A 26,037-nucleotide genomic window follows, 5' to 3' on the forward strand; every position below is an offset into this window, starting at 1 on the left:
TGGTTTTAAAACCGGTCGAACACGCCTACGCGCCGTGAGCCTCCTTGAGCCGACGCTGGTAGGCACGCACAACCTGCGAGAGAGCGAAGCACACGACGAAATAGATCAGCGCCATGATTCCGAAGATGGCGAAGATCTGCGCAGTCGAGTTGTAGCTGTTCATGAGTATCATGCCGCGTCCCATGAGCTCCTGCAGCGCCATGGCGCCCCAGAGATAGCTCGTGTCCTTGATGGTGGTGACGAACTGGGAAAGCAGCGCGGGTACCATGTTGCGCAGCGCCTGGGGCAAGATGATCAGCAGGTACGTCTGCACGGTGGAGAATCCCTGCGACTTCGCAGCCTCGTACTGGCCGAACGGCACGCTCGCCAGGCCGCCGCGCACGATCTCGGCCACGCTCGCGCTGGTGAACAGCGTAAACGCCAACACGGCCGCACCGATCGGCGGCAGCTGCGCCACGAAGAACGTGAACATGATCCACAGGAGCAGCGGGGTGTTCTTGAATATCTCGATGTAGACCGTGGCCACGCCACGCAGCACGCGGCTGTTCGACGTGCGCATGATGGAGATGACGGTACCCAATACGATCGAGCACACGATGGCAAGGGCAGAAATGAACAGGGTCATTCCTAGGCCCTGCAGAAGAAAGCGGATGTTCACCCAGGTGAAAAGCTCGAGTATCCCGTTCATCGGCCCTCCTCCTTTCCATCGAGATGCCCATGCGCGGTTTCATCGGCAATTCGCTTCGCCGTATCGGCCTCGTCTTCCAGAACCTCTTCCTCGCTCGGCTCAGGTCGAGGTCCACCGACATCCTCAAGGCGGTCGGCCTGCAGCTTCTCGCGGAGATCGGCGCGGCGTACCTCGCTCTCGGACTCGGCGTCGAAATCGCCCTCGTCGTGCGCGGCGCGCTCATGCGCGATACGCTCGGCCGGCGCGTCCAATTCTCCGGGAACGTAGTCGTTATCAAGGAACGCTTCTTCGTCCAACAACGCCTCCGCCCGGGCCTCGGTTCGGCGATCATCCGCTTCCGGCGAGCGCCCATGGTTGCGACCGGCATCCACGGCCTTCCGGGCCGCATCATCTCGGGCCGCCTCGTCGGCGCGACGGCGCGTCTTCGCGGTAATACGATCGCTCGTCGCGGTCTCAGCGCGCGAAGCCAGGGCCTCGTCCGCTTCCGGCGTGCGCTTCGCGTCCAAATCGCGCACGCCTTCAGCTGCGGCATGGCGCGTCGCCGGTTGCGCAGCGCCGTCTTCTGCCGCATCCCGCGCGTCGCCTTCCAATCCTCGCCGTGCCGCAGCGCGGCGCTCAAGCCGGCGATGTGCCTTCACGCGTCCCGACTTCGTGTGCATAATCCGCGTAGCGCACGCAGGATCATCGCCGCAATCATCGGCGATCTCCTGGGCTATCTCGCGGCCTATCTCGTCAGCTATCTCAGCCGCCTGACGACCGGTGAACGCCTGTTCCATCGGCCCGCGCCCGCCTGCGGCTTCGGCGTCCTCGCCCAGTACGTGCAGCGGATGTCGTGGCGAAGGCGCCACGCGAGCCGGGGCTATATCCACCGTCTCCAGCATGGTGTTCACACCGCCTGCCAGGGTATCGGCCGCGGCTCGTCCGGTGATATCATGCGTGCCCGGCGTCACTTCCAGAGCATCCTCGCCCAGCTCTTCGGTGGCATCGCCCGTGGCCAGATGGCGATGCGAGCGCGTGCGCTGCTCCAGGTAGAGCGCAAGGCGCGACAGTGGAAAGCACATGATGAAGTACAGCAGCGCAGCCACCACGTACACCGGTCCGTAATAGCTGGTCGATCCTGCGAAGGAGTTCGAGAAGTACATAAGCTCGCCGCCCGCGATGAGCGCGAGCACCGAGGTGTTCTTCACCAGGTTCGCGGCCTGCACGGCCAGAGGGGGCATGATAATGCGAACAGCCTGAGGCAGAATGATCAGGAACATCGACTGCCAGTAGCTGAAGCCCTGGCTCTTGGCAGCCTCGAACTGCCCCCGATGGATGGAGCCTATGCCACTTCGCACGACCTCGGAGATATAGCCGCCGTGATAGATCCCGATGGCGAACACGCCGATCCAAAACGCCGCGATGGACAAGCCGAGCAGCGGGAAGATGGCGTAGAACACGAACACCTGCAGAAGCAACGGCACATTCTGCACCACTTCCACATACACCCGGGTGATGCCGCGCAACACGGGGATTCGCGACACGCTCAGCACGCCGAACACGACGCCGAGCGCAAGGGCAATGACCAGCGCGAGCACCGAGATACCTACCGTCGTGCCGAACGCCGCCAAGATGTCGGGCCAACGCTGAAAGAGCGCCTCCCACTTGTAGGGAGCGAAGATGTCAAGCATGCTGCGACCCGCCTTCCTGCGATGCCGCGCCACCTGAAACCGCATGCTCGGTCGAGGCGGAATCGCCTGCGGGAGCGTCGTCCACAAGGCCCCAGCGCTCCTCGAATCCGCGCAGCGTGCCATCGTCCTGCATGGCAGCGATGGCGGCGTCTATCTGATCGGCCAACGCGGTGTTCGACTTTTTCGTGGCCACGCCGTATTCCTGCGGTGCGAACTGCGTGTCCAACAGCATGGTCGAGCCGTCCACGTACCCGTTCAGGATCGAGCGATCCACCGAGAATGCATCCACACGACCGGTGACGAGCGCGATCTTGATCTCGGGATACGTTGAGTATTCGGCGAAATTCATATGGATGCCGAGCTCATCGCCTGCAGCGGCCAGCTTCTCGCGCGTTGTTGCCGAGAGCGCCACGCCCACCGTCTTGCCGTCGAGGTCGCGCAAATCGGTGATACCGGAGGACTTCTTCACGAGCACGCCGATGTGGTCGGTATAGTACGGGCGCGAGAAGTTGTAGCTCTTCTTGCGCGCCTCGGTGATGGTGAACGTGGCCAGCGTCGCGTCGAGCGTGCCGTTGTCGAGCATCGCGCCGCGCGTGGTGACGTTCACGCCGGTCACCTGCAGCGCGTCGGGGCTGCCCTTGATGCGCTTCGCCAGCTCGCGCGCAATGTCGACTTCCATGCCCTCGATGTTGCCCGTTTCGGGATTCTGGAAGCCGAAACCGGGCACGTCGATCTTCGTCCCGACACGCAGCACGTCTGTGTCGGCGGTGCAACCGGCGAGGGCGCCCGTCGCCCCGCCGATCGCAAGCGTCGCCGCGGCCAGCGTCGACGTGCGGATAAACGTCCTTCTCGTGATCATGCGTCGCCTCACAGTATCTTCGACAGGAAGCTCTTGACGCGAGCGTTGTCGGTTTCGTCGAACAGGTAGTGCGGAGTGCCCTGATCGACCACCAAGCCGTTCTCCATGAATACGACCTTGTCTGCCGCCTCGCGAGCCAGGCCCATCTCATGGGTGACCATGACGATGGTCATGTTCGTTTCGGCCAGCGACTTGATGACATCGAGCACTTCCTGCACCATTTCGGGATCGAGCGCGCTCGTCGGCTCGTCGAGCAGCATGATCTTGGGATGCATGTTGAGGGCGCGGGCGATGGCCACGCGCTGCTGCTGGCCGCCGGAGAGCTGATCGGGGTACTTGTCCACCTTGTCGGAAAGCCCCACGCGCTCGAGATAGGCGCGTCCATCGCGCTCTGCCTGCTCATGAGGCACCTTGAGCACTTTTATGGGCGCAAGCGTCACGTTCTCCAGCACGGTCTTGTGCGGGTAGAGGTTGTAGCTTTGGAATACCATAGCCACGTCGCGCGCGAGTGCGCGGGCGTTCACCTTGCGATCGGACAAGTCCATGCCGTCAACCACGACGGTTCCCCGATCCGGCGTCTCGAGTCCGTTAACGCAGCGGATGAGCACGCTTTTGCCCGAGCCCGAAGGGCCGATGACGACCACCTTCTCGCCCTCTTCCACCTTGAGCGACACGCCCTTGAGCGCCTCAACGGCGCCGAAGTTCTTGTAGATGTCAGTAACCGTGATCGCGTCTGCCACGCCGCAACCCTCCCGTTCTTCGATGACGAAGTGCATCGGCCAGTCTAGCACGCACCTCGTAGAACCAGATGGCAGGGGGGTTACGGAAGCTTGACGATAGCGAAAGCGGCCATGTAGGAAGCGAAAGCGGCCGAGGAGATCCTACCGCGAGAACATCAGACGCTCGCTATCGAACATGCGCTGCAACAAGGCAACGCCCACGGCAGTGTATGCGATGTTGCTCGCCACGCAGACAGCCACGTTAGCCGGTTGGAAATCGAATGAGAAGATGCCGATCATGCTCTGCACCGAGTTGTACAGAGGTATGGCGTAGAAGGCGATCCCTTCTTCCGCTTCGCCGAACATGCCCAGAATGCCCACGATCATGACCACAATCATGAGCGGCGTCAAGAACATGGTGGCTTCTTTCACCGATTTCGCCAGCGTGGACACGACCGTAATCAACATGACCATGAGCAGCGTCGTCGAAAAAATGACGAGCGCGATCAGCAGATAATCGGTCGGGCCGTACACGTTCATATCGACCGCGCCCTGCATGATGCTCGGCAGTCCCGCGAAGATGCCAAGCATGCTCGAGAGCGCGATCAGCAAGCCGATAACGGTGATGGCCAGCACTTTGCCCAATGCGATATCTCGGCGCTTGATAGGGGTGGCCAGAAGCGTCGCCATGGTTCCGCGCTCCTTCTCGCCCGCGACCGATTCAGCCGCGATGGACATAACGCTTGTGAACACGAGAATAAGCAGCAGAAGAGGTACGATGGAGACGACGAACGTGCCGGCGATATCGCGTTCCTCAGCAATATCGTATTCGCCTGCGCCTGCGTTCACGTCGAAGCGATTCGACAGCGACGACTCGTATGAGTCCAGCAACGAGGAGAGCATTGCGAACGCTTGGCTCGAATCGGGATTGGCGGAGTTGAAGTAAATCTCCACCTGAGGAGCCGCCGCGCCCGAGGCCGGATCGTAGGCCGCCACCGCCTCGTCGAAGTCCTCGGGGAACACGGCGTACGCCTGCACGTCCCCCCGATCAATACGCTCGCGCATCTCGTCTTCGCTCGGCAGCGACGCCTCATCTTCCACCTTGACGACCGAATCCGATGCAATCGCTTTCACGCTCGCGGGCGCGTTCACTGTAGCCACCACGGGCGTCTTGCCCATATCGGGTGCGAACATACTGCCCATCGCGTCGCCCATGAACGTCCACATGAAGAAGATCAGCAGGCCCGGCAGCGCGATGGACACAAACGCCGACGTCTTGTTGCTGAAGAATCGCGCAAGCTCCTTGCGCGTAATCGTTATAACATTGCCCTTCATGAGGCCTCACCCACCGTCTGCGCATACAAGTCGAAGAATGCATCCTCGAGCGAACGCTCCCCTGCCACTTCGGAAAGCGTGCCGCAAGCAACCATACGTCCGTCAATGACAACGCCCACTCGATCGCACACTTTCTCAACCAGGCTGAAGATATGGGTGGACAGCAGCACCGTTCTGCCCTCCGCCGCAAGCTCGAGCAGAAAATCGGTCACGGTCCTCGCCGTGAGCACGTCGAGGCCATTCGTAGGCTCATCGAATATGATGACGCGCGGATCATGCGCCACCGACACGGCCAACGACGTTTTCTGCTTCATGCCGGTGGACAGATCGGCCACCTTCGTCTGGGCGAAGCGGTCGATGCCGAAACGCTCGAACAGCACACGCTTGCGCTCGTCGCGAACAGTGGGCTCGATATGATGCAGCTCGGAGAAGAAATCGAAGAGATAGTCGGGTGAGAACACATCCTCCAGCTTGAGCTCGCTTGTCAGAAAGCCAATGCGTGCGCGCACGGACGCAGGATCGGACACGATGGACGCACCCCCCACGAACGCGTCGCCTTCATCGGGCTTAATGAGGGCTGCTAGCATGCGCAAGGTCGTCGTTTTCCCGGCGCCATTCGGTCCAAGCAAGCCAAATATCTCTCCGGGCGCCACGTCGAACGAAAGCCCGTCGACTGCGGTCTTCACCCGTACATCAGCTCGCTCAATCTTTCGCTGTTTCGCCGAGAGCTTGAACGTCTTGCGCAGCTCTCTCACGGAAATAGCTGGCTCCATATGCCCGCCTCTCTCGATTGACCCCATGGGCCGTAAGCACGAATACCGCCGAGGAGCGCGCGCTCCTCGCCCGGTTAGGCCGTCGCCGGCGCAGCCTCTTCGGATTCGTCGGATGCGCCGGAGGATACCGTCGCCTCGGCCTCCTCACGGGCGAGCACGCGCTGCATAGCCGCGATGGCGCATTCGATCATGCCGTCGTCGGGTTCGTTGGTGGTCAGGTACTGCATCTGCATGCCCGGCCATAGCACCACCTTCACAAGCGGATTGTCCGGATGGCTGCCAGCCCACTTCACGGTTATCTCGTAGGAGACGCCTGCGATAACCGGCATGAGCAGAATGCGCACGACGATAACGAGCGCGAGCTTCGGTGCGCCGTCCGGCACGCCCCACGCTTCGATAAGGGCGTTCAACGGCGTCACCGTGTATACGAAGATCGCGATGATCATGACCATGATGAGAAACGCCGTTCCACAGCGCACGTGCAGCCGCGGGAAGCTGCGCGCGTTCTCGGGCGTAAGCGGGAGACCGTGCTCGTAGCAATGGATGGCCTTATGCTCCGCTCCGTGGTAGCCGAACATTCGCTTGATATCCGCCATGCGCCCGATGAGCCAAAGATAGAGCACGAACACGGCTACGCGCAACAAACCGTCGACGATATTCCAGAGCACCGTATTCGAATCGTATTCGCCCACGACGAGGTTCGTGAGGAACGCCGGCGCCACGATGAACAACACGACGCCCAGCACAAGCCCCATCACCATGGACGCCACCATGGCGCCTCTCCCGAATTCGACCTCTTCGTCGAGGAACGACTTCTTAGCGGGCTCGGGATCCTCCACCACCTCAAGCGTCCGCTGTGCCCCGAGTGCATCGATCATGGTATCCGGTCGCCCGAAGTCATCCTTCCACGAAAAGCCCTTCCCCTCTTCGGCAAGAGAGCCGCTCACACGCCCCTCGGCGCGAACCTCTTCGTGCGAGCGAGGCTGTTCGAATGGCTGGTCGATACCTGCCCCCTCAGCGGACTCGCCGATCGCAGACGCGTCGGCGTCGTCCGACTCTTCCGCAAACGCATGCTCGGCCGCAATCTCCAGCGCTTTGAAGCCCAGCACGAGCGACTCTACGAGAGCCCGGCAGCCTCGCACTCCCGGCCAGTACATCCACGTATTCTTCTTACGTCCCGAAGCCAGATCATGCTCTTCCACATACACAGATCCTGACGGTTCGCGCACCGCCACCGACCAATTGTAGGTGCCGCGCATCATGATGCCCTCGATGAGCGCTTGACCGCCTACGTGGGTCTTGAGCGCGCCGTCTTCGGAAAACGCGCGGGCGAGATCGCTTTTCTGCTGCTCGCCCGATGAAGACGCCGCGTCAACCTGAGAGCAACCGGAGGCTTGGGCCGTCGCAGCTGCGACAGACGGCGTTCCCTTGTCGCAGGACACCTCCGCTTGTACCGCCTCCGTCGTCTCGCGAGTTGCAGCAGCGGTAGAAGCCGATCCCCAGCCGCTCATGCCTTCTCCCTTATCACGCGTGGATACGGGTTTCCGCATGTCATCGAGCCCTCGGGGCACGTACTGCCGACACATGGCGCGCCCGCATCCATGAAGATGTACGGCGCCGTCGGCTTCGCCAATTCAAGCATGCGATGAGCCATATCGCGAATCTCCCATTGCGCGCGGTTGCAGCAGCGCAGGGAGAAGAAGTGCAGAAGCTCGCGTACGTTCATCGTGATGACGATCTTCGTCTCTGCCGCGTTCGGCAACAGATAACGCGCATCCTCGGCGGGAACCCCGGCGGCCAACAGCTTCTCATACGCCTCGATAGCGACTGCGATAGCCTCATCGAACACCGCGCCGGTCTCCTCGTTTGCTGCAATGCTTGCAGGCTTTACCGTAGCCAGGCCATCCGCGAATTTCACGTAGCGCTGGCTTTGCTGGTTGAAGCTGGCGATGCGATGGCGCACGAGCTGGTGCGTCAGCGCACGCGACACCCCGTCGACCGCGAAGGTGTAGCTAGCATGCTCGAGCGTCGAGAAATGCCCGCTGCCCATGATGGTCGAGAGCACGCTTCTCACCCGTTGCTCGGACATGGTCTCCATCAGCTCGGAGGCTCCCACGGGCGCATAGCACAAACGCGCCGCCGTAGCGATGGCGCGCTCAGGATCAGGTGTGTGGTACAGCAGTTCGACTTGCATGGAATCCGATGCTCCTCTATCGATACTATCGCGCGGAGTCCTCTCTCGGTGCACGCCGCGCCGTCGTCGGTTACTATGGTACCCGAAACCGAGGGTTGGAAAGCACGCGAGCGGCCGACCCTCAACGACCCTTCACGCGAAAGGCATGCCATGCCCGAGAACGCTGCGCCGCAATCGGCCGAACGCGACTGGAACGAGGAATGGAAGCGGCTCCAACAGCATCGTCGGCGCCCCGACGATGCCGCGTATTGGGACAAGCGAGCACGTACATTCTCCACGAAGGACGCGCCGAACACCTATGTCAAGCGGTTCCTGGAGCTGGCAGCCATCCGCCCCGGCGAGACGGTGCTCGACATGGGCTGCGGCACCGGAGCGCTCGCCGTCCCGCTCGGCGAGGCCGGCTGCCGAGTGATGGCGGCGGACTTCTCGCAGGGAATGCTCGACGTCATGACCGGCGAACTTGCCGCGCGCGGCATAGACTCCGTCGAGCCCAAGCTTCTCAGCTGGGGCGACGATTGGGCGGCGGCCGGCATCCCTGAAGATTCCGTCGATGTCGCTATCGCTTCGCGCTCCCTTGCCGTCGATGATCTGCGCGAGGCACTCCTGCGGCTTACCAAAATAGCCCGCAGACGCGTATGCATCACGCTGTCCACCGGCTCCTCGCCACGTACCGATGAGCGCATCCTGCACGCCATCGGGCTTCGTCCTTTTCTTGGCAACGATCACGTCTTCGCGTTCAATATCCTGTCTGGCGAAGGGTTCCGCCCCGAGGTGGCCTACATCGACAGCGAGAAAAAAGACACCTTCGATAATTTCGATGAGGCGTTCGAAGCCCTCGCGCGCATGGCCAACGACGCCACGAATGCAACGGCCGAGGAGCGCCGTACGGCGCTCGCACGCCTGCGCGCATGGCTGGACGCAAACCTCGTCGAAAACGAGCGCGCCGGCGAGCCCGATAAGAAGGGCGTGCCCGAGAAACGCTTGCGTCTGCGCGAAACGCGCACTTTCACCTGGGCATTTCTCGCCTGGAACGCATAGCAGAAAAGAATCGGGTCAGCAAGAAGCGCCCTGTGTCGACATTCCACCCACCATGCAGCCGCGCTCGGCTTACACCAAGGAGATCATGCATCGACACGCGGCGCTTCAAGTGACCGGCGTATTTCGACGTGTCAGGAGAGTTCGATCTTCTCGAACATGTCCTTGCCCACGCCGCACACCGGACAGACGAAGTCGTCGGGCAGCTCGTCGACGTACTCGATATGACCGCATACCGTGCAACGCCACGCGAACTTCGGAGTTGCGACCTCCGGCCCGCCCTTCGATGCGGACGCCGTCTGTAAGTCGTCGGGCAAAAAGCTCGAAGCCTTCGGCGGGGTCTTGCCGCCTTTAACCTGATGGTAGTAGGCGTAGGTCATGGGATCGCCCGAACATGTCCGCTCGGCTTCCTCCACTTCGCCGACGAACATGATGTGCGTCCCCACATCGAGCGTCTGCACCACGCGCGCCGAGAATCGGGCGACGCACTGTTCGGCGACATAGGGCACACCCGCTGCGTCCTCAGCAGCCTCCCACTCGGCGAACTTGTCACGATCATCGCTACAATGGAATCCGAACGTTCCGATGAGCTCCATTGCGGCGTCCTGCGAAAGGCATGAAGCCGTGAAACGACCGGCTTCCTGCACGACACGAGTCGTGGCGTTCTCCTTGTTCAACGTCACGCTCACCTGCAACGGCGACGATGTCACCTGCTGAAATGTGTTCGCCACGCATGCCGCTCGCGTCTCGCCCGCCCTCGAGGCGATAATATAGAGTCCGTAGCTCAAACTGTGGAACGCGGTCTGATCGATCATGGCGGCGCCTTTCCTCGTCTCGTCTTCTCCAAAATAATGATAATCATTATCAATAAGGAAAGCAAGCATCTGCACAAATCACCTGGTAGAGCGGAACCGCCCACAAACCTGCGAATCGCCGGCCGAATGGAAGCAACCGCTCGCGCATGATCGGGCGTCACGGCAATTCGGACATCACCGGTCGAACGGCACCAGCTTGCGCGCAACTCGCCAAAACGACGCACCGGGGCAAGAATCGCCCTCCGGGTGATGCAAAGCGTGCGCCGCATTTGCGCACAAAAAACGCCCGGCGCGACAGCCGGGCGTTTTTTGCAGCGAAGTATCGTGTGGACTACTCGGCAGCCTGCTCCTCAGCAGGAGCTTCGGCAGACGGAGTCTCCTCGACGAGAGCGTCGACGGCAGCCACATCCTCGGCAGACGCCTCGGTGCCAGCCTCTTCGGCAGCAGCCTTGCGCTCGGCCGCCTTCTTGGCCTCGGCTTCAGCCTTCTTGGCAAACTCCTCGGCGCGCTTGGCCTTCTCAGCGGCCTTCGCCTCGCGCTCGGCCTTGCGCTTCGCCTCGGCCTCGGCGACCGCGGCGGCCTTCGCAGCCTTCTTCGCCGCCTCGCGCTCGGCCACCGTCTCCTTCGCGCTGCCGAACTTGTCAGCGAAGCGCTGGACGCGTCCACCGGTGTCGACGAAACGCTGCTGGCCCGTGTAGAACGGATGGCACACGTTGCAGATGTCGATCTTCAGCTCGGGCTTCGTCGACTTGGTGGTGAAGGTGTTGCCGCAGCTGCACTTCACCGTGCATTCCATGTACTCCGGATGAATTCCCTGTTTCATGATGTAGTTCTCCTTTTCGAGCCTTGGTTTCCGACCAAGGCGAAGACAAGCTTTCACATGATAGCATACGCACAAAGTAGTTGATCGGGAATTTTGAAAAACGCACGCGAAGCGCTCGGGCGGCGCCAACGCCCCCCCCCCGGCAGGCTCCGTGGGCTCGGCGTCTCCGGACTCCGACAGTGGGCCCTAATCCAGAAACGCCTCGTTCACCGGCAGTCCATAGGCCTCAGCGATGGCACGCAGCCCGCCATCGGGTATGGCGTTCGGAAATGCGCCGTTACCGCCATTCATGGCACGGGCGCCCGCGTATATGCCCGCCGCTTTCTCGATGGCATGCATGAGACCGAACGCAGCATCAAAGCTCGCCCCCGACGCGAAGACACCGTGATGAGCCCACACGCATGCCTCGTACCGGCTCATCCGGTCGGCAGCGGCGCGAGCAACGTCGGCCCCTCCCGGTACCGTCCACGGCACCACGCCGATACCCTGTGGAAACGCAACCATGCTTTCGGAGAACGACGTCCACAGCGCCCGCGTGAACGTGCGGTCATCGAGAGGCAGCACCTGCGTGAGCGCAACAATGTTCGTAGGATGGGCATGGTAGAGCGCCCTACTCGCACCGTTCGTGGCCGACATGCGGACGGACTGGATGGAAAAGTGGCTTGGAAACTCGCTCGTGGGCACAGCCCCGTCCTTGAAGCCCCATACGATGCGCCAAGCGTCGCCTACGGCGTTGATCTCCACAATACCCGTCGTCGCGTCCGGATCGAGCGGCACGTTGCGCACATGCGCACCAGCCGCCGTCACCATGAAAAACTCGCCGCCCAGATTCTCGCATCGAATGCCGATGGGAACCCACGAGCTGGGATTGTCGTAGAAAAACGATCGGCACGATGCCAGATCCTCGGGGGCCAGACGATACGATAGATTCCCGCCGTTGCGCTCATGCCACCCCTGAAGCCAGCCATCGCTGCAAAGGCGGACGAACGCCTTTGCGAACGCCTGCTGCTCCACAGCCACGCCCGACACAGCACCTTTCGCCACCGAGACGCCCTTATCCAGCACTTCCTGAGCGTTGTCGAAAAATCCCATTCAAGCTCCTGACCTCGTAAAAAACGATGTCCGTCCGAAGCGCTTCGGACGGACATCCATCATACCACGGGAGTGCGGTTTCCTAGAGCCGTACTGACCACAGTCCATGCAGGTTGCAGTACTCGTACACCTTGACCGGCGCATCGCCCTCGGCCACGCGGAAATCCGCGACGGGAGCTCCATCGACAGCCAGCTGGGCCGTCTGGTATCCCTTCTCCGTGACCAGGCACACGAAAGCGATGTGATGCTCCGGCAGCATCGGGTGCTCAACCTCGCCCACTTGCACATGCACATCCGCACCGTTCACGGTAACGGCGGGCACATGCTTCTCGGTTGCGGCATCGACGGTATTCGCTTGAAGCTCCGCCATCGTTTCGCCACAGCACACGAGCGGCACGCCGGCATCGTAGGGCTTGACAGCAACGTTGCCGCAATGGCTGCAGCGGTAGAATCGGACGTCCATGGGAGATCCCCCTTCATCGTTCGTGATCGTATACCTTATATGTTACTCTGTATGTACCATATCGGATAGACCCTGCTGCGGCTTCTTCATTACAAGCGCATAAACAAGTACGCCTATGCCCACGAGTATAAGCGGAACCGATAGCAGCTGCCCCATGGTGAGCCAGTCCCCCCACAAGTAGCCCAGCTGGACGTCGGGTTCGCGCACGAACTCCATGATAAAGCGGAAGCATCCGTACATGATGAGGAACAAGCCGAGGAACGTACCGCGCGACCGTGGCGGTCGGGCGCGGGAGAGCAGGTAGAGCACCGCGAACAAGACGATGCCCTCGAGGAACGCCTCGTAGAGCTGCGAAGGATGGCGTGGCATCATGCCGGCCGCACCGCCGAACACCACTCCCCAAGGTGCGTCAGTAGGCGCGCCCCACAGCTCTCCATTGATGAAGTTCGCGCAGCGTCCGAACAACAAGCCGAGCGGCGCACCGATACAGCCCAGATCCGCCAGCGTCAGATACGGGATGCCTGTCAATTTCGCCGCCACGATGCCGGCCAGAAGCGCGCCGACGAGCCCGCCGTGAAAGCTCATGCCCCCGTGGTTGAACGCGAGAATCTCAAGCGGGTTTTGAAGGTACATGCCGTTGCCGTAGAACAGCACGTATCCCAACCGCCCGCCCACGATCACGCCGATAATGACGCAGAACATGATGGTGAGCAGCGAATCTACATCTACGCGCACACGCCAGCGACGCGCTACGCGCCAGATGACGAGCGCTGCGCAGACGAATCCCAGCACGTAGGCCAATCCGTACCAGCGCACGGTAAACGGACCCGCCGAAAACAGAACGGGGTCGATGTTCTGATAGATGTCATTGAGCATGAGAATCCTTCATCTTGCCGCTCGTCGGCTCCATTACGGTCGACGGTACGACGTGGTCAGTCCCTGCCCATTCCGGCGCCCACCTCGATGGCGGCAAAACGCACCTCGTCGCACAACTGCTGCGGTATGGGCCGAATATCCGATACCGCAGCTCCGCAGTGGGGGCAGCGCAGGGTGAACAGGGCGAGGTCTTCACGAACGACCATCATGGCCTCGTAGCAGCACAGATCCAAGTCGGCCGCTTTGCAGGCAGGGCAGATCATGTTCCGACTCATCTCTCCACGCTCCTCTCCCACCGTCGATCTTTCTTCGTCCTTCATTGTAGCAGAACGAAACGGGCGGCTCCCCTCGGGGAAGCCGCCCGTCCAGCATTATAGGCTACAGCAAGAACCTGTTCGGATTGCCCGGCCTTGAACCGTCATCATCACGCTCCCCCACACGGGGGCCTTCCTTCAAGAAGTGCTCGCAGAACCGGCATACGTCTTTCACGGCGGCGCCGTAGTCCCGATCAGGGTTCAGCAGCAGATCGAAATCGCCGGTCACGACATGCGTCGAGCGCATGCATGCAGCAAAATGGCAATCGGCGGGACAGGGCTCGCCGGGCGTGTTGTGCGGACAGCGCGACATCATCTCATCGTCGCAGCCGCGCCGCTCCCAGCAGTGCGCCATATCCGCCTCCTTTCTGTACGTCAGACGCGATTTAGACGCCTTGCGCAGGGATGACCTTGGTCACGCCTGGCACGCGCTCCTTGAGGATGCGCTCAACGCCGTTGGCCAGCGTCATCTGCGACATCGGGCAGCCCTTGCAGGCGCCTTGCAGCTCCACCGACACCACGCCGTCCGCATCGACATCGACGAGCTTCACGTCGCCGCCGTCGGCCTGCAGGCTCGGGCGGATCAGCTCGAGGACGGCCGCAACATCGTTCTTGTCAACCATGGGAAAGCTCCTTCGTCTCACGCTTACGGTAGGTGCCGATTCTACCACAGCGCGCCAAGGACGGAGGGTGCGCGCAGCGAGCGGCGCGCGGCAGACACCGACCGCTACGCGGCAGGCCTCCAGTCTTCACCGAGCACCACGAGCACATCGGTATCGAACGTGTAGAAGTCGCCTCCGTTCACAGCTCGCCCTGCGGAGAGCGCCGTGATGATCGTCTGCGCTGCCGGAAGAAACGTCTCGTCCTTGTACACGATGAGCGTCTCATGGTAGGCGAACGAATCAGTATTGCCCGTTTCGACCACGTTGAACCCCTTCTCGGCCAGCACGTTCGCAATCTGCGAGGCACCTCCGGTGACGCCCGAGCCGTTGCGCACGGTGATCGTGAAACTAGCAGGATCAACCTGGGCGACAGCCTCATGCGCAGCAGGGTCTTCCCCCGCCGAAACGATCTCCATCATGGCATCGCGGTCTTCCGATCCGACTGCATAATAGGTTGCTTCGTCGCGCTCCAGCTCGTAGCCCGGCAGAAGCGCTCCAAACACCGCCTCCTTCTGCATACCGCGCAGCGTATCCGCTAGGGAGAGCGCATCGGCGGCGCTCATATCCGTCTGGAACGTCTCGTCTGCCGCGTCGAGCAGCTCAAGGAACCCGAACGTCCCTTCGTCGAGAAGCCGCAACGAGAGCGCTGCCAAGAACATGCGCTGGTTCGCCGTCTGAGCCTTGAGGCCGTCGGTAAAGTTGTTGGCGCGCAAGAACGTCAGCGCTGCCTGACCGTCGAGCGTCTGGGTCCCCGGCCGCAAATACACGTCTCCGGCCGTCGGATCATCCACTTCTTCGCCCACGTTTACTTCGATGCCGCCAAGCGCGTCGACCAACCCGACGATGCCCGCCGCATCGATCTTGACATAGTGAGACACCCGCACGCCTGTCAGTTTCGCGACTGCGTCCACCAGCGCGCCGTCGCCGACTGATGCCGCATCGCGAAGTTGATGGGTCTTGCCATCTTTGAGCGTGATCTGCGTGTTCGCAGGCACCGACACAAGAGTCGCCGACTTCGTACTCGCATCGATGCGTACAAGCGCAACCGCATCGGGTCCTTCTAGGGCTCCCGGCGAACCAGCAGCATCCAGATCGGCGGCGACAACGGCATAGAACGCTCCCGATTCATCCGGAGCTGCCAACGCCGAGGTGACATCGGAGCCCTTCAAAGCCAGCTTCGCGTCTATCGAACCGAAGAACGTCGCAACGCCTACGCCAGCCGCCACACCAACCACCACGAAGCAGCAGACAAGCGCGATGGCGATGCGACGAATGCGCGCGCGGCGTTGGATCTCTTGAGCGAACTCGCGTCGGCTCACCCGCTTTGCGTACTGCGAGCCGCTTTCGCGCGACGCGGTCTCCGGGATGATGGTTTCCACATAGCCCCTCGTCGCGCGGCGCTGCTTTCGTGCGCTCGAAAAGCTTACGGAGTCGCCGTTCATGCGACGCGAGGGACGCCCGCCCGCTGCGTGCGTGCCGATAGTCGCCGTGCGCAGACGACGCGACGTCGATTTTGAGCGGGATGCCGTGATCCCCTTTTTGCGCTTGTTGACCATGCAACCGTCCGTTAGCGAAGCTCGGACGAGCCATCGACCGCCATGCGCACGATGTCGGCGCCCAGCGAGGCGAGCTTGCCGACATAGTCCTCGTAGCCGCGATCGATATGGCGAATATCGTGAACGCGCGTCTCGCCTTCCGCAGCGATGCCCGCAAGGACAAGGGCGGCGCCCGCGCGCAGATCAGTTGCCGACACATCAGCACCCTGCAGTACCTCGACCCCCTTGATAAGCGCATGATGATCTTCGATGGCGATATCGGCGCCCATGCGCATGAGTTCGGCAGCGAACATGAAGCGGTTCTCGAACACATTCTCAGTCACGACCGACATGCCTTCGGCGCGCGCTGCGAGCAGCATGAACTGCGCTTGCAGATCGGTTGGGAAGCCAGGATGAGGTAACGTTTGGATGTCGATGGGCTCAAGCGGCTGCGTGCGACGCACGGTGATCCAGTCGGCGCCCGTCTCCACATCGCAGCCCATCGCGCTGAGCTTCATGAGCGCCACCCGCAAATATGACGGGTCAACCCCATGCACCGTCAACGGTCCTCCCGTGAGCGCCCCGCCGGCCAGGAAGGTGCCGGCCTCGATACGGTCGCCCACCGTCGTATGCTCGCAGGGGTGTAGGTCGTCCAGCGAGACGCCCTCGACCTCGATGATAGCCGAACCTGCGCCGCTCACCCGCGCTCCCATGGCAACCAGCATGCTCACCAGATCGACGATCTCCGGCTCGCAAGCCGCGTTCTCGATCACGGTTGTGCCCTCGGCCACGATGGAAGCCATGAGCAGGTTCTCCGTCGCGCCCACGCTCGGAAAATCGAGCACGACGTGCGTGCCGACCAGCCCGTTGGGCGTCGAAGCTTCCAGAAAGCCATGGTCGATGCCCAACTTCACTCCGAGAGCCTCAAGCCCCACCAGGTGAATATCAATCTTGCGCGCCCCGATCTGGCACCCGCCTGGCATGGCCACGCGAGCGCGTCCGAAACGCGCGATGAGCGGCCCGAGCACCGAGATGCTCGCGCGCATCTTTGACACCAGCTCGTAGGGCGTTTCACACTCGTCAACCGAGGTCGTGTCCACCACGAGGGTGTGCCCCCTGCGCTCCACCGTCGCTCCAAGACGACGCATGACCTCGGACATAATGTCGATGTCTGAAATGAGCGGAACGTTGCGGATAACCGAGGCGCCTTTACCAAGTAGCGACGCAGCCATGAGCTTGAGCGCCGAGTTCTTGGCCCCCGACACCGAGACGTCGCCACTCAGCGTGTTGTTTCCTTGCACAATGATGATTTCTTCAGCCATGAAAGCAAGCCCTTCACGCCCGGGCCGGTCCGGGCTGTCGCTCGTCTATCGTTCGCGCGCCGATTCAGACGCGCTGCTTCGCACCTTGCCATTATAGAAAGTGGAGGCCCGCACGAAGCGGGCCTCCACAGCGAAAGCAGAAGAGCAGGCGGGGGTTTGATCCTTACGCCTCTTCCCCGAGCACGAAGCGCTTGAAGTCGACGATCGCAATCTCGCCACCCAGATTCTTCGCGACCTCAGCCGTGTACTCGCTCACGGACTGGTCGGGATTCTTGACGAAGGCCTGCTCGGTCAGCGTGCTCTCCTTGAAGAACTTCTCCAGGCGGCCGGTTGCCATCTTCTCCTGGATGGCCTCGGGCTTGCCCGACTCGGCAGCCTGCGCCATGTAGATGGCCTTCTCATGCTCGACAATGGCCGGGTCGACGGCCTCGCGCGTCGCGGCGACCGGAGCCGCAGCGGCAACCTGCATGGCCACGTCGCGGCCGAACTGCTTGAAGCCGTCGGAGGAGGGATCGATGCCATCGACGTCGAACTGCACGAGCACGCCGATCTTGCCGCCGCCGTGGATGTAGGACGATACGGCGCCGCCCTCCACCACTGCGAAGCGGGCGAGCTGAATGTTCTCGCCAAGCGTGTGGATGGCGTCGGTCACGACGGCCTCGACCGTCTCGCCGTCGGCGTCGGCGTCGGCAGCCTTGAGCGCGTCAAGGTCGGCCGGCTTGGCGGCAAGCGCGGCGCGAGCGATCTTGTCGGCGTAGGCTTTGAACTTGTCGTTCATGCCCACAAAGTCGGTCTCGCAGTTGAGCTCGACGACGGCACCGGATCGAGCGTCGTCGGAAACGACGGCCATGACGGTGCCCTCGTTGGTGGCGCGGCCGGCCTTCTTGGCGACGGCGGCGAGACCACGCGTACGCAGCACGTCGACGGCGGCATCCACGTTACCCTCGGCCTCGACGAGGGCCTTCTTGCACTCCATCATACCAGCGCCGGTCATCTCGCGAAGCTCTTTGACCATGGAAGCGGTGATGTCTGCCACGTTGTTCCTTTCTCTCTCAAAGCCACAGCCTTTCGGCGTGGCGCAGGGGGGGGTTCGAGCGCCGTCTCGCGCATCGGCAAGACGGCGCATTCAATGCATCGGTGCGGACTGCTGCTATTCGGCGGCCGGAGCAGCGGCCTCTTCGGCAGGAGCAGCAGCGGCCTCAGCGGCAGGAGTCTCAGCAACAACAGGCGACGCGGGCGCGGCCTCGGGGGCAGCGGAGCCTTCCGGCGCGGCCTCGGCGGCACCGGCCATCTCAGCCACCGTCACGGGCGCACCCACCCCGGCGATCACCGCATCGGCGATGAAGTCGGCCAGCAGGCGCACCGAACGGATGGCATCGTCGTTGGCGGGAATGCCGTAATCCACATCGTCCGGATCGCAGTTCGTGTCGAGCGTGCCCACCACGGGGATGTCGAGGCGGCGCGCCTCGTGGATGGCGATAGCCTCACGGTTCGTGTCAATGACGAACACGGCCTCAGGGGCTCGCTTCATGTTGCGGATACCGTTGAGGTTGGTCTGCAGCTTGGACAGCTCCTTGCGCAGCAGGATCTGCTCCTTCTTGGGCAGCACGGCCATGCGGCCGTCGGCCTCCATGGCCTCCAGCTCCTCCATGCGGGTCACGCGCGAACGGATGGTGACAAAGTTCGTCAGCATACCGCCGATCCAGCGAGCGTTCACGTAGGGCATGCCGCAGCGGTTCGCAGCGTCGGCGACGGCTTCCTGAGCCTGCTTCTTCGTGCCGACGAACAGTACGGTGCCGCCCTTCTTGGCAAGCTCGGACACAAAGGTGTACGCCTGATCCAGGCCCACGAGCGTCTGCTTGAGATCGATGATGTAGATATCCCCGCGACTACCGAAGATGTACGGCTTCATCTTGGGATTCCAACGGCGCGTCTGATGGCCGAAGTGGCTGCCCGCATCGAGCAGCGTCTTAATGCCGACTTTCGTCATGACTCTCTCCATTCGTTAGTCCTCTGCTCGCGGTCATCCCCAGCATCCGCAGCCTTTTTCGGTTGGCCACTGGCGGAGCGGGTCGCACGAGCATGTGTAATAAGAAACTGTAAAATCTTACCACAGCGCTGGAGAATTACAAGGGGTTCGTGAATATCCCACAGAGGAGCAAGGCGGGATCCTGGAGCTCCCGGCAACGCAAAACTCGGCGACACTGCAAATTCACCGCCGTTTCGCAGCGCAGAGATGCAGAACTCGCGGACTATGCGATGCGACGGTCCTTGCCGAATGCGCGAGAAGGCGACCGAATGCGCTGGAAGGTTCTCCTCCGTGATGCAGGGCTTTTCAGGTACCATGGGTTTTGCATAGACCCGCCCCGCTAAGGAGCTTTGCCATGAACATCAACAACGTCGCCTTCGAGCGGTCGTTCGGTATCTCGTCGCAGCTGCCGCCTTCCTCTTTGCCTGAAATCGCGTTCGCGGGGCGCTCGAACGTGGGCAAGTCATCGCTGCTGAACAAGCTGTTCAACCGCAAGAGCCTGGCGAAGGTGTCCCAGACCCCAGGCAAGACCGCCACCATCAACTTCTTCTCCTGCGATGGCGTGCGCTTCGTCGACCTGCCCGGATACGGCTACGCCAAGGTATCGAAGGCGGAAAAGGGCCGTTGGGCAGAACTCATCGAGGGGTACTTCAACCAGGAGCGCAACCTGGCCCTAGTCGTATCGCTCGTGGATATTCGTCACGCCGCATCGGACCTTGACGAGAACATGATCGCCTTCCTTCAGGACGCGCAGCTGCCTTACGCCGTAGCGCTCACGAAAGCCGACAAGCTGAGCCGCCAGCAGCAGATAAAGCAGAAGGCCGCGCTCAAGCGGCAGCTCGCGCTCGACGAAGACGTGCCGCTTGTCGTGTGCTCGTCGGAAAAGGGCGACGGCATCGACGAGCTTCGCGCGCTCATCGGCGCCGCCGCGCGCGGCGGCGCGGTCTAGCGCTCATCAGCCCATACGGACGGGCCGATGAGCGCGTCTCTGCCCTCGATCGGAACCGCCGGCGTCTTTCGCACCTGCGGACTTCCCGCACGGGCGCGGGAGAGCGAGTGCCGGTCGCCACCGAGCGCGGTCTTTCCTAGAAGAACACCCGCGATGCCTGGGCGTAGAAACTTTCCTGTTGATAGCGTAGAAGCGTAGTGGGTCGATCGCCCTTGCGCACAATCACGCGTGCAACAGGCCGGTCGAATGCGAGCGCTTCGCCGTCTGCGAACAGCGCAGCCTCGCACCGACTCGCCTCGCCTGCCAGCACGATCTCGACGACGTCGTGCTGTTCGGTTACGATCGCGCGAGAACGCAATGTGTGAGGTGCGAGCGGAACCACCACGAGACCGCGATATCCCGGAGCCACCAAAGGCCCCCCTGCCGAGAGCGCATAGGCCGTCGATCCCGTAGCCGTCGACACCACCACGCCATCGCCGCGCATGGACGCCACATGATCGCCCGACAGCTCGACTGAGAAGTCGACGATGCGTCCGGACGCCCCCCGAGCGACAGCGAGCTCGTTGAGTGCGAAGTAGGATCGAAACTCGCCGTCCACGGGTTGCGCCAGCCTATCCCCGTCGAGCAAGTTTTCCTCCTCGTCCCCTTCGCACACCACATCGATACGCAGATTCGCACGACGCTCGGCAACCACGTCGCCGGAAAGCGCCGCCGCAACCACCGCAATCACACCCGGCTCGCTCGAGTTGGCAAGAAAACCCAGATGTCCGAAGTTGATGCCCATGATCGGCACGTCGATGCCCGACACGAAACGAGCCGTCCTGAGAATGGTGCCGTCGCCGCCCAGCACGATAGCCAGATCGATCGGGTTCGCCAGACGCTCGTCGAGCGGCGCGCCGCCATCGAGACTGGCGTAGGCAGGCAGCTCCATGGAATCCAGCATCAAACAATCGATGCCTTGCGATGACAGGTAGGTCGACAACAGCAGCGACGCATCGAGCGTGTTCGCGTTCGCCTTGTTCACTACCACGAGCACCCTCATGCCTGCCTCCTCGTCGCGACGCGCACGAATCGCCCGTCGGCGCTTCGCGCGGATTCGTTTTCGTTCTTTACATGAATTTCGATCATCGGAAAGTCCGATTCTCTCATTATAGGCACGTTGGCCTAACCGGCTTAGGGCGCTCCTCTCATGTTCGCCAAAGCTTCACGGGTCGTCACGCTCGGGTTGAGCACAAGCACAGGAAGGGGTTCGATGAGCGCACGGAACGGCCACATGCGCATGGACGGCATGCGGAGCCCAACCGGCTCGTCTGCCGAGTCCACGTCGGCATCTTCCGAAGCAGAGGCTCCGCACGCCTCCGTGGCGCGCTCCACCGCGCTCATGTCCATAGCGACGCTCGGATCGCGCGTCACCGGGCTCGTGCGTACGTGGGCGATGGCCTTTGCCCTCGGCAACACGTTCGTAACCTCGGCCTATCAGATAGCAAATACGCTGCCCAACGCCATCTATGACCTTGTCGCCGGCGGCCTGCTGGGCGCCGCGTTCATCCCGGTGTTCCTTTTGCAGAAGGAGAAGTTTGGCCAGGAAGGCGGCAACCGCTTCGCCGGCAATATCCTCAACCTGACCATTGTCGTGATGGGACTCCTCTCTATCCTCGCCACCGTCTTCGCGCCCCAGGTGGTCGCAACGCAGACGTTTACCGTGGGCAGCGAGGCGGAAGTCACCGAGTACGCTGTGCTGTTCTTCCAAATCTTCGCCGCGCAGATCGTGTTCTACGGCATCGGCGGCGTGGTGAGCGGCGTGCTCAACGCTAATCGCATCTACTTTTTGCCTGCGCTTGCGCCGGCGCTCAACAACATTGCGGTCATCGTGTCGCTGTTCGCCTACGTGCCCCTGTCCTCCTTCGATCCCATGCTCGCCATCATCGTGCTCGCCGTCGGAACGACGCTTGGCGTTGTGGTCCAGTTCGTCATACAGATACCGGCGCTTCTGAAGACCGGATTCAGGTTTTCGCTCCGCATCGATTTGCGGGATCCGGCGCTCGTCGACGCCCTCAAGATTGCGGGCCCCACGTTCATCTACGTCGTAGGCACCCTCGTGTCGTTCTCATTTCGCAACGCCTTCTCGCTTCAGGCGGGCGCGGATGGCCCGGCCACCCTCGCCTACGCATGGATCTGGTACCAGCTTCCCTATGGAGTGCTGGCTGTATCGCTATCGCGCACCATGTTCACCGAGATGAGCGAGGCTGTGGCGCGCGAGGACTGGAAGGGCCTGCGCCGGCACGTAGGAACGGGGATTTCCGGCACCCTCTTGCTCATTATCCCGCTCGCAGGACTCATGGCCGCGTTGGCCACCCCGCTCATGCAGCTGTTCCAAGCGGGCGCCTTCGGAGCCGAGGATGCGGCCCACGTTGCCTCCATTCTCGCGCTCTGGGTGCTTTCCCTGCCCTTCTATTCAGTGCTCAAGTACCTCTATAACGTGTTCGCGAGCATGCGCAAATTCGTGGCATACACCGTGGTGAACCTGCTCATGATCGTCGTACAATGCGCCTTGTACGCGCTGCTCTGCTCGCCTGAAATCCTCGGCCTGGCAGGCGTCCCCATCGCAGATCTCGCGTACTACGCAGGATGCTGCATCATCATGCTCGCAATCCTGTACCGCCGCATTGGGTCATTTGGAATGGGATCGATCCTCTGGTCAAGTGCCCGAGTGCTCGTCGCTGCCGGTATCGGCGTCGTCGTAACGCTCGGCATTTCGATGCTCCTTCCCGCCGGCTCCGGCATGGCCTTGGGCCTTCTGCACCTTGTCGTCTGCGGCAGCATCGGCCTCGTAACCGTGTTCGGGCTGTGCGCGCTCCTCCGCGTTCCTGAAATGAGCGTCGTCACCGACCTGCTGCACAAAGTCGGCAGCCGCTTGCGCAAACAGCGCAGAACTGCTCCCGCGGGCGGCAAGCCCGCAGAAGCGCAGGCCCGCGAGGCCGCCCAGACTCGGGAGCATCGGCGCGGGCGCGCAGGAGCGGCCGATTACCGACACGAGCACCCGGCGCTGCCGCGCGGCAAGCACGCGCGCCCTGATCACGCGCTCGGAGCCGGGGACGACGCCGATGATGGGACGCTCGAAAGCATCGGATTAGCCGAGACGGCCGAGGTACGGCTCTCGCCTGCGGAAAAACACGCTCAACATGCGGCTGCCCCAGCCTCTGGCCCCGAACCGCTTCCACCTGATGCGACCGGCGCCATCATGAAGCGTGCACGGCACGCCAAGAAGTAATCTCCCTGCACTCGATTGGCTGCGCGCGGCGGATGCAAAGCCGCGAAACCGGTAGGAACGCGGCTGGATTCGAACCCCCTCGAACCGGCTCATCGCCGCGCTGTATACTGAAACGCCAGCCTACAGCGCGGCGACTCAGGGCAACGAGCGCCTAGAGCGGACGACGATACCCCTCCTCAGTTGTCAGTATCATCGGGCCATGCTCAGTGACAGCCACCGTCTTCTCGAAGTGGGCCGAAGGAAGCCCGTCGCGCGTGCACACAAGCCAGCCGTCAGGCATCGAACGCGTCTTGTGCGTGCCCAGATTGATCATGGGCTCGATCGCCAGCACCATGCCCGGCTCAAGCTTTATCCCGGTATGCTTATGACCGTAATTGGGAACGTTGGGGTCTTCGTGCATATCGCGGCCGATACCATGACCCACGTACTCGCGCACGACGCCGAAGCCTTCCGCTTCAGCGATAGATTGCACGGCATGTCCGATGTCGCCCAACCGATTGCCGGGCCTCGCGGCGTCGAGACCCGCCCACATGCACTGCTCTGTCACCTCCAAAAGGCGCTTTTTCTCCGGCGAAACCTTCCCCACCGCATACGTCCAGGCGTTGTCACCCACCCATCCGTCCACGATGGCGCCCGTGTCGATAGAGATGATATCGCCCTCCTTGAGCACGACGTTTGCCGATGGGATACCGTGCACAATTTGCTCATTCACCGAGGCGCAAATGGAGCCGGGAAAGCCACCGTAGCCCTTGAACGCAGGGATGCCGCCCTCCGCTCGAATGAGAGTCTCGGCCAGCTCATCCAGCTCGAGCGTCGACACGCCCGGCCGCACATGCGCGCCTACTTCGCGAAGAACCCGAGCCGACACGCGTCCCGCTTCCTTCATGGCCTCGATCTCGGCCGGTGTCTTCCTGATGATCATGCCTGCCAACACCTTCCCACATGCTCTGTTCGTTTGCCGCCGCCCAGTATAGCGCCCCGTCGCGCCGAATGCCATGCCGAGACATGGCACCACGCCGAGCCCGAAGGGGCCGAATCCATACCGTAACGTCCCGCGAACGCTCCGGAAACGCCCGTTCGCACGCCCCCTGCATTCCATGTGTGCGTCTCTAGGATGAAGCAGAATCCGCGTCCGCGCCAAAGAGCCGGAGCACACGCACTGAGCAAAGAAGGAGGCTCTATGAACCCGTTTGAGCAGAAGCCCAAGAAGTCGTTGATGGAGATGATTCCCACCTGGAAGCAACTCGCCGTCAAACCCTACAACAAGCTCGAAGCCGACCCTTATACGAAGGCCCGTATCATCCTCATGAACGGCATCGAGGTCGAGGCCGCGCTGTTCGGGCATAACTTCCAGCGCCACTGCGAAAACAATGACCTACGCCGCGATCTTGCCTTGTGCCGCCGCATGGAGCAGGAGCAGCAGAAGCGCATCAACTGGATGAGCCCCTCGGACGAGTCTACGCTCGAGCTCACCATCGGCTACGAGCACCTCGCCGTCGACCTCACGGCGTGGCTTGCCATGCACGAACCCGACGAGTACGCCAAGGCCTGCATGGACTTCGCGCTACTCGAGGACTTCGACCACCTGTACCGCTATGCTGATCAGCTCAAGTTCGACGAGGATATCCCAGCGCACAAGCTTGTGCGCGACTACGTGGAGATCACGCCGGGCCGCCCAACCATTGCGCATCACCGCCATCCGGCAGACTCCGTCCGCATGCCCCGCAACTCCAAGACAGGCGACATGCGCACGACGCTTGGAGCGCTCATCTTGACCGCCGGCGAACAGCAGACGATGAACTTCTATATGAATCTGGGCAACACCGTGCCAGAAGGCCCCGGCCGCGACCTGTACCAGGAGATCGGCATGGTCGAAGAACAGCACGTGACACACTACGGCTCGCTCATCGATCCGTCCATGACGTGGCTCGAGATGATGCTGTGGCATGAGTATCAGGAATGCTACCTGTACTACTCGTTCTACGAGACCGAAGTGGACAACTACGTCAAGAAGATGTGGGAGATGCACTTCGAGCAGGAATGCATGCATCTTGCCATGGTAAGTGACCTTCTGCAGAAGTACGACGGCACCGAGTATCAGCAGATCATCCCCGACGGCGAGTTCCCCGAACTTCTGGACTTCCATCCCACGAAGGACTACGTGCGTCAAGTGCTGGCCGAACAGGTCACGCTCACGGCTCAGGACGAAGAGTTCGCGGACATTGACGACGTCCCGAGCGACTTCCGCTACTTCGAATGGAACGACGCGGTGAACGGCCGTACCCAGGACGTCCCGAGCCACAAAGCCATCCGCCAGCTCATCGAGAAGGATGGCGAGGACTATCGTTCCGAGGACGCCGAGAGCCCCATCCCCGAGCTGCGCAACCGAAAGCAGGACGATACAAAGCTCGCTCGCGTGCAGGGCTACGGGAAAAAGGCCCACGAGGTCGAACAGCAGGCTAAAGAAGAGCGCGAAGCTGTGCTCGCTTAATACGCACTCGGCATGCATGCGCTGCCGGCTCATTCGGCCCGAACGCCCAAGCGCCCGCGGGATCCGCGGGCGCTTTTATTGTTCTTCTTCGAGCCCAAGCAAACGCGCGGAGCGTCCGCCCT

The 26,037-nt window shown here is 62.1% G+C and carries 26 protein-coding genes; 4 read left to right on the forward strand and 22 right to left on the reverse strand.

The features are described 5' to 3' along the window. Positions 1 to 25: 25 nt before the first annotated feature. The 8 genes from C2L71_RS10105 to thyX all read right to left on the reverse strand — a co-directional run bounded on the left by C2L71_RS10105 (position 26) and on the right by thyX (position 8,238). A complete protein-coding gene (locus tag C2L71_RS10105) occupies positions 26 to 688 on the reverse strand; it encodes an amino acid ABC transporter permease (protein ID WP_103265638.1) in 663 nt (220 codons plus the stop codon). After that, positions 685 to 2,358: an amino acid ABC transporter permease gene (locus C2L71_RS10110; RefSeq protein ID WP_103265639.1), complete on the reverse strand. Its 1,674-nt coding sequence runs from the start codon at positions 2,356 to 2,358 to the stop codon at positions 685 to 687. The genes C2L71_RS10105 and C2L71_RS10110 overlap by 4 nt, the downstream gene beginning before the upstream one ends. Beyond that, positions 2,351 to 3,217, reverse strand: a complete 867-nt coding sequence (locus tag C2L71_RS10115; protein WP_239926616.1) for a transporter substrate-binding domain-containing protein — start codon at positions 3,215 to 3,217, stop codon at positions 2,351 to 2,353. Before C2L71_RS10115 ends, C2L71_RS10110 begins: the two co-directional genes overlap by 8 nt. A gap of 8 nt (positions 3,218 to 3,225) precedes the next feature. Continuing rightward, positions 3,226 to 3,957: an amino acid ABC transporter ATP-binding protein gene (locus tag C2L71_RS10120; RefSeq protein ID WP_103265679.1), complete on the reverse strand. Its 732-nt coding sequence runs from the start codon at positions 3,955 to 3,957 to the stop codon at positions 3,226 to 3,228. A gap of 141 nt (positions 3,958 to 4,098) precedes the next feature. Continuing rightward, positions 4,099 to 5,271, reverse strand: coding sequence for an ABC transporter permease (locus tag C2L71_RS10125; protein ID WP_103265640.1), 1,173 nt, complete (start codon positions 5,269 to 5,271; stop codon positions 4,099 to 4,101). Then, complete coding sequence (locus C2L71_RS10130) at positions 5,268 to 6,044, reverse strand: ABC transporter ATP-binding protein (RefSeq protein ID WP_103265641.1); 777 nt, start codon at positions 6,042 to 6,044, stop codon at positions 5,268 to 5,270. The genes C2L71_RS10125 and C2L71_RS10130 overlap by 4 nt, the downstream gene beginning before the upstream one ends. A gap of 74 nt (positions 6,045 to 6,118) precedes the next feature. Then, a complete protein-coding gene (locus C2L71_RS10135) occupies positions 6,119 to 7,555 on the reverse strand; it encodes a DUF1385 domain-containing protein (RefSeq protein ID WP_103265642.1) in 1,437 nt (478 codons plus the stop codon). Next, entirely contained in the window at positions 7,552 to 8,238 is a 687-nt protein-coding gene (gene thyX / locus C2L71_RS10140) for an FAD-dependent thymidylate synthase (protein WP_103265643.1), read from the reverse strand. Before thyX ends, C2L71_RS10135 begins: the two co-directional genes overlap by 4 nt. A 150-nt stretch (positions 8,239 to 8,388) precedes the next feature. Between thyX and C2L71_RS10145 the strand changes: the two genes are divergently transcribed. After that, positions 8,389 to 9,276: a class I SAM-dependent methyltransferase gene (locus C2L71_RS10145; protein WP_103265644.1), complete on the forward strand. Its 888-nt coding sequence runs from the start codon at positions 8,389 to 8,391 to the stop codon at positions 9,274 to 9,276. 131 nt (positions 9,277 to 9,407) lie between these two features. On the opposite strand, the gene C2L71_RS10150 is transcribed toward C2L71_RS10145, so the two are convergent. The 12 genes from C2L71_RS10150 to rpsB all read right to left on the reverse strand — a co-directional run bounded on the left by C2L71_RS10150 (position 9,408) and on the right by rpsB (position 19,165). Then, positions 9,408 to 10,088, reverse strand: coding sequence for a flavin reductase (locus C2L71_RS10150; protein ID WP_103265645.1), 681 nt, complete (start codon positions 10,086 to 10,088; stop codon positions 9,408 to 9,410). Between the two features lie 331 nt (positions 10,089 to 10,419). Next, the gene (gene rpmE / locus C2L71_RS10155; RefSeq protein ID WP_103265646.1) at positions 10,420 to 10,911 is read right to left on the reverse strand and encodes a 50S ribosomal protein L31; all 492 of its coding nucleotides are present in this window, start codon (positions 10,909 to 10,911) and stop codon (positions 10,420 to 10,422) included. Between the two features lie 186 nt (positions 10,912 to 11,097). Then, entirely contained in the window at positions 11,098 to 12,003 is a 906-nt protein-coding gene (gene rhaD, locus C2L71_RS10160; RefSeq protein WP_103265647.1) for a rhamnulose-1-phosphate aldolase, read from the reverse strand. A gap of 82 nt (positions 12,004 to 12,085) precedes the next feature. Next, positions 12,086 to 12,466 (reverse strand): desulfoferrodoxin family protein, encoded by a 381-nt coding sequence (locus C2L71_RS10165; RefSeq protein WP_103265648.1) that lies wholly within the window; start codon positions 12,464 to 12,466, stop codon positions 12,086 to 12,088. A 42-nt stretch (positions 12,467 to 12,508) separates the two neighbouring features. Then, entirely contained in the window at positions 12,509 to 13,342 is an 834-nt protein-coding gene (lgt, locus tag C2L71_RS10170) for a prolipoprotein diacylglyceryl transferase (RefSeq protein ID WP_103265649.1), read from the reverse strand. 56 nt (positions 13,343 to 13,398) lie between these two features. Then, the gene (locus C2L71_RS10175) at positions 13,399 to 13,617 is read right to left on the reverse strand and encodes a UDP-N-acetylmuramoylalanyl-D-glutamate--2,6-diaminopimelate ligase (RefSeq protein ID WP_103265650.1); all 219 of its coding nucleotides are present in this window, start codon (positions 13,615 to 13,617) and stop codon (positions 13,399 to 13,401) included. Positions 13,618 to 13,720: 103 nt separating this feature from the next. Then, a complete protein-coding gene (locus tag C2L71_RS10180; RefSeq protein ID WP_103265651.1) occupies positions 13,721 to 14,011 on the reverse strand; it encodes a hypothetical protein in 291 nt (96 codons plus the stop codon). A 31-nt stretch (positions 14,012 to 14,042) separates the two neighbouring features. After that, complete coding sequence (locus tag C2L71_RS10185; protein WP_103265652.1) at positions 14,043 to 14,279, reverse strand: NifU family protein; 237 nt, start codon at positions 14,277 to 14,279, stop codon at positions 14,043 to 14,045. A 104-nt stretch (positions 14,280 to 14,383) separates the two neighbouring features. Next, positions 14,384 to 15,697, reverse strand: a complete 1,314-nt coding sequence (locus tag C2L71_RS10190; RefSeq protein WP_239926618.1) for an LCP family protein — start codon at positions 15,695 to 15,697, stop codon at positions 14,384 to 14,386. Between the two features lie 188 nt (positions 15,698 to 15,885). Continuing rightward, the gene (murA, locus tag C2L71_RS10195; protein WP_103265654.1) at positions 15,886 to 17,175 is read right to left on the reverse strand and encodes a UDP-N-acetylglucosamine 1-carboxyvinyltransferase; all 1,290 of its coding nucleotides are present in this window, start codon (positions 17,173 to 17,175) and stop codon (positions 15,886 to 15,888) included. A gap of 163 nt (positions 17,176 to 17,338) precedes the next feature. Next, complete coding sequence (gene tsf, locus C2L71_RS10200) at positions 17,339 to 18,211, reverse strand: translation elongation factor Ts (RefSeq protein ID WP_103265655.1); 873 nt, start codon at positions 18,209 to 18,211, stop codon at positions 17,339 to 17,341. 114 nt (positions 18,212 to 18,325) lie between these two features. Beyond that, the gene (gene rpsB / locus C2L71_RS10205; RefSeq protein ID WP_170042493.1) at positions 18,326 to 19,165 is read right to left on the reverse strand and encodes a 30S ribosomal protein S2; all 840 of its coding nucleotides are present in this window, start codon (positions 19,163 to 19,165) and stop codon (positions 18,326 to 18,328) included. A gap of 394 nt (positions 19,166 to 19,559) precedes the next feature. On the opposite strand from rpsB, the gene yihA reads away from it, so the two are divergent. Further along, on the forward strand, positions 19,560 to 20,153 hold the full coding sequence (yihA, locus tag C2L71_RS10210; protein WP_103265657.1) for a ribosome biogenesis GTP-binding protein YihA/YsxC: 594 nt from the start codon (positions 19,560 to 19,562) through the stop codon (positions 20,151 to 20,153). 136 nt (positions 20,154 to 20,289) lie between these two features. On the opposite strand, the gene C2L71_RS10215 is transcribed toward yihA, so the two are convergent. Continuing rightward, positions 20,290 to 21,195, reverse strand: a complete 906-nt coding sequence (locus C2L71_RS10215) for an NAD(+)/NADH kinase (protein ID WP_103265658.1) — start codon at positions 21,193 to 21,195, stop codon at positions 20,290 to 20,292. 210 nt (positions 21,196 to 21,405) lie between these two features. On the opposite strand from C2L71_RS10215, the gene murJ reads away from it, so the two are divergent. Beyond that, positions 21,406 to 23,424: a murein biosynthesis integral membrane protein MurJ gene (murJ, locus tag C2L71_RS10220; RefSeq protein ID WP_103265659.1), complete on the forward strand. Its 2,019-nt coding sequence runs from the start codon at positions 21,406 to 21,408 to the stop codon at positions 23,422 to 23,424. 151 nt (positions 23,425 to 23,575) lie between these two features. Here murJ and map read toward each other — a convergent pair whose 3' ends face one another. Beyond that, the gene (map, locus tag C2L71_RS10225; RefSeq protein WP_103265660.1) at positions 23,576 to 24,346 is read right to left on the reverse strand and encodes a type I methionyl aminopeptidase; all 771 of its coding nucleotides are present in this window, start codon (positions 24,344 to 24,346) and stop codon (positions 23,576 to 23,578) included. Positions 24,347 to 24,604: 258 nt separating this feature from the next. On the opposite strand from map, the gene C2L71_RS10230 reads away from it, so the two are divergent. Beyond that, complete coding sequence (locus C2L71_RS10230) at positions 24,605 to 25,915, forward strand: hypothetical protein (RefSeq protein WP_103265661.1); 1,311 nt, start codon at positions 24,605 to 24,607, stop codon at positions 25,913 to 25,915. Positions 25,916 to 26,037 lie beyond the last annotated feature (122 nt).

The organism is Enteroscipio rubneri (genome assembly GCF_002899715.1).
Lineage (GTDB): Bacteria > Actinomycetota > Coriobacteriia > Coriobacteriales > Eggerthellaceae > Enteroscipio > Enteroscipio rubneri.

What these genes read in the sequence shown, in the direction of transcription:
- C2L71_RS10130 (WP_103265641.1), bottom strand. Translation starts at nt 6,044, where the DNA reads ATGGAGCCAGCTATTTCCGTGAGAGAGCTGCGCAAGACGTTCAAGCTC.
- C2L71_RS10215 (WP_103265658.1), bottom strand. Translation starts at nt 21,195, where the DNA reads ATGAGGGTGCTCGTGGTAGTGAACAAGGCGAACGCGAACACGCTCGAT.
- murA (WP_103265654.1), bottom strand. Translation starts at nt 17,175, where the DNA reads ATGGCTGAAGAAATCATCATTGTGCAAGGAAACAACACGCTGAGTGGC.
- C2L71_RS10125 (WP_103265640.1), bottom strand. Translation starts at nt 5,271, where the DNA reads ATGAAGGGCAATGTTATAACGATTACGCGCAAGGAGCTTGCGCGATTC.
- C2L71_RS10150 (WP_103265645.1), bottom strand. Translation starts at nt 10,088, where the DNA reads ATGATCGATCAGACCGCGTTCCACAGTTTGAGCTACGGACTCTATATT.
- C2L71_RS10105 (WP_103265638.1), bottom strand. Translation starts at nt 688, where the DNA reads ATGAACGGGATACTCGAGCTTTTCACCTGGGTGAACATCCGCTTTCTT.
- thyX (WP_103265643.1), bottom strand. Translation starts at nt 8,238, where the DNA reads ATGCAAGTCGAACTGCTGTACCACACACCTGATCCTGAGCGCGCCATC.
- yihA (WP_103265657.1), top strand. Translation starts at nt 19,560, where the DNA reads ATGAACATCAACAACGTCGCCTTCGAGCGGTCGTTCGGTATCTCGTCG.
- rhaD (WP_103265647.1), bottom strand. Translation starts at nt 12,003, where the DNA reads ATGGGATTTTTCGACAACGCTCAGGAAGTGCTGGATAAGGGCGTCTCG.
- C2L71_RS10165 (WP_103265648.1), bottom strand. Translation starts at nt 12,466, where the DNA reads ATGGACGTCCGATTCTACCGCTGCAGCCATTGCGGCAACGTTGCTGTC.
- map (WP_103265660.1), bottom strand. Translation starts at nt 24,346, where the DNA reads ATGATCATCAGGAAGACACCGGCCGAGATCGAGGCCATGAAGGAAGCG.
- C2L71_RS10110 (WP_103265639.1), bottom strand. Translation starts at nt 2,358, where the DNA reads ATGCTTGACATCTTCGCTCCCTACAAGTGGGAGGCGCTCTTTCAGCGT.
- rpsB (WP_170042493.1), bottom strand. Translation starts at nt 19,165, where the DNA reads ATGACGAAAGTCGGCATTAAGACGCTGCTCGATGCGGGCAGCCACTTC.
- C2L71_RS10115 (WP_239926616.1), bottom strand. Translation starts at nt 3,217, where the DNA reads ATGATCACGAGAAGGACGTTTATCCGCACGTCGACGCTGGCCGCGGCG.
- rpmE (WP_103265646.1), bottom strand. Translation starts at nt 10,911, where the DNA reads ATGAAACAGGGAATTCATCCGGAGTACATGGAATGCACGGTGAAGTGC.
- lgt (WP_103265649.1), bottom strand. Translation starts at nt 13,342, where the DNA reads ATGCTCAATGACATCTATCAGAACATCGACCCCGTTCTGTTTTCGGCG.
- C2L71_RS10230 (WP_103265661.1), top strand. Translation starts at nt 24,605, where the DNA reads ATGAACCCGTTTGAGCAGAAGCCCAAGAAGTCGTTGATGGAGATGATT.
- C2L71_RS10145 (WP_103265644.1), top strand. Translation starts at nt 8,389, where the DNA reads ATGCCCGAGAACGCTGCGCCGCAATCGGCCGAACGCGACTGGAACGAG.
- murJ (WP_103265659.1), top strand. Translation starts at nt 21,406, where the DNA reads ATGAGCGCACGGAACGGCCACATGCGCATGGACGGCATGCGGAGCCCA.
- C2L71_RS10185 (WP_103265652.1), bottom strand. Translation starts at nt 14,279, where the DNA reads ATGGTTGACAAGAACGATGTTGCGGCCGTCCTCGAGCTGATCCGCCCG.
- C2L71_RS10135 (WP_103265642.1), bottom strand. Translation starts at nt 7,555, where the DNA reads ATGAGCGGCTGGGGATCGGCTTCTACCGCTGCTGCAACTCGCGAGACG.
- C2L71_RS10180 (WP_103265651.1), bottom strand. Translation starts at nt 14,011, where the DNA reads ATGGCGCACTGCTGGGAGCGGCGCGGCTGCGACGATGAGATGATGTCG.
- C2L71_RS10175 (WP_103265650.1), bottom strand. Translation starts at nt 13,617, where the DNA reads ATGAGTCGGAACATGATCTGCCCTGCCTGCAAAGCGGCCGACTTGGAT.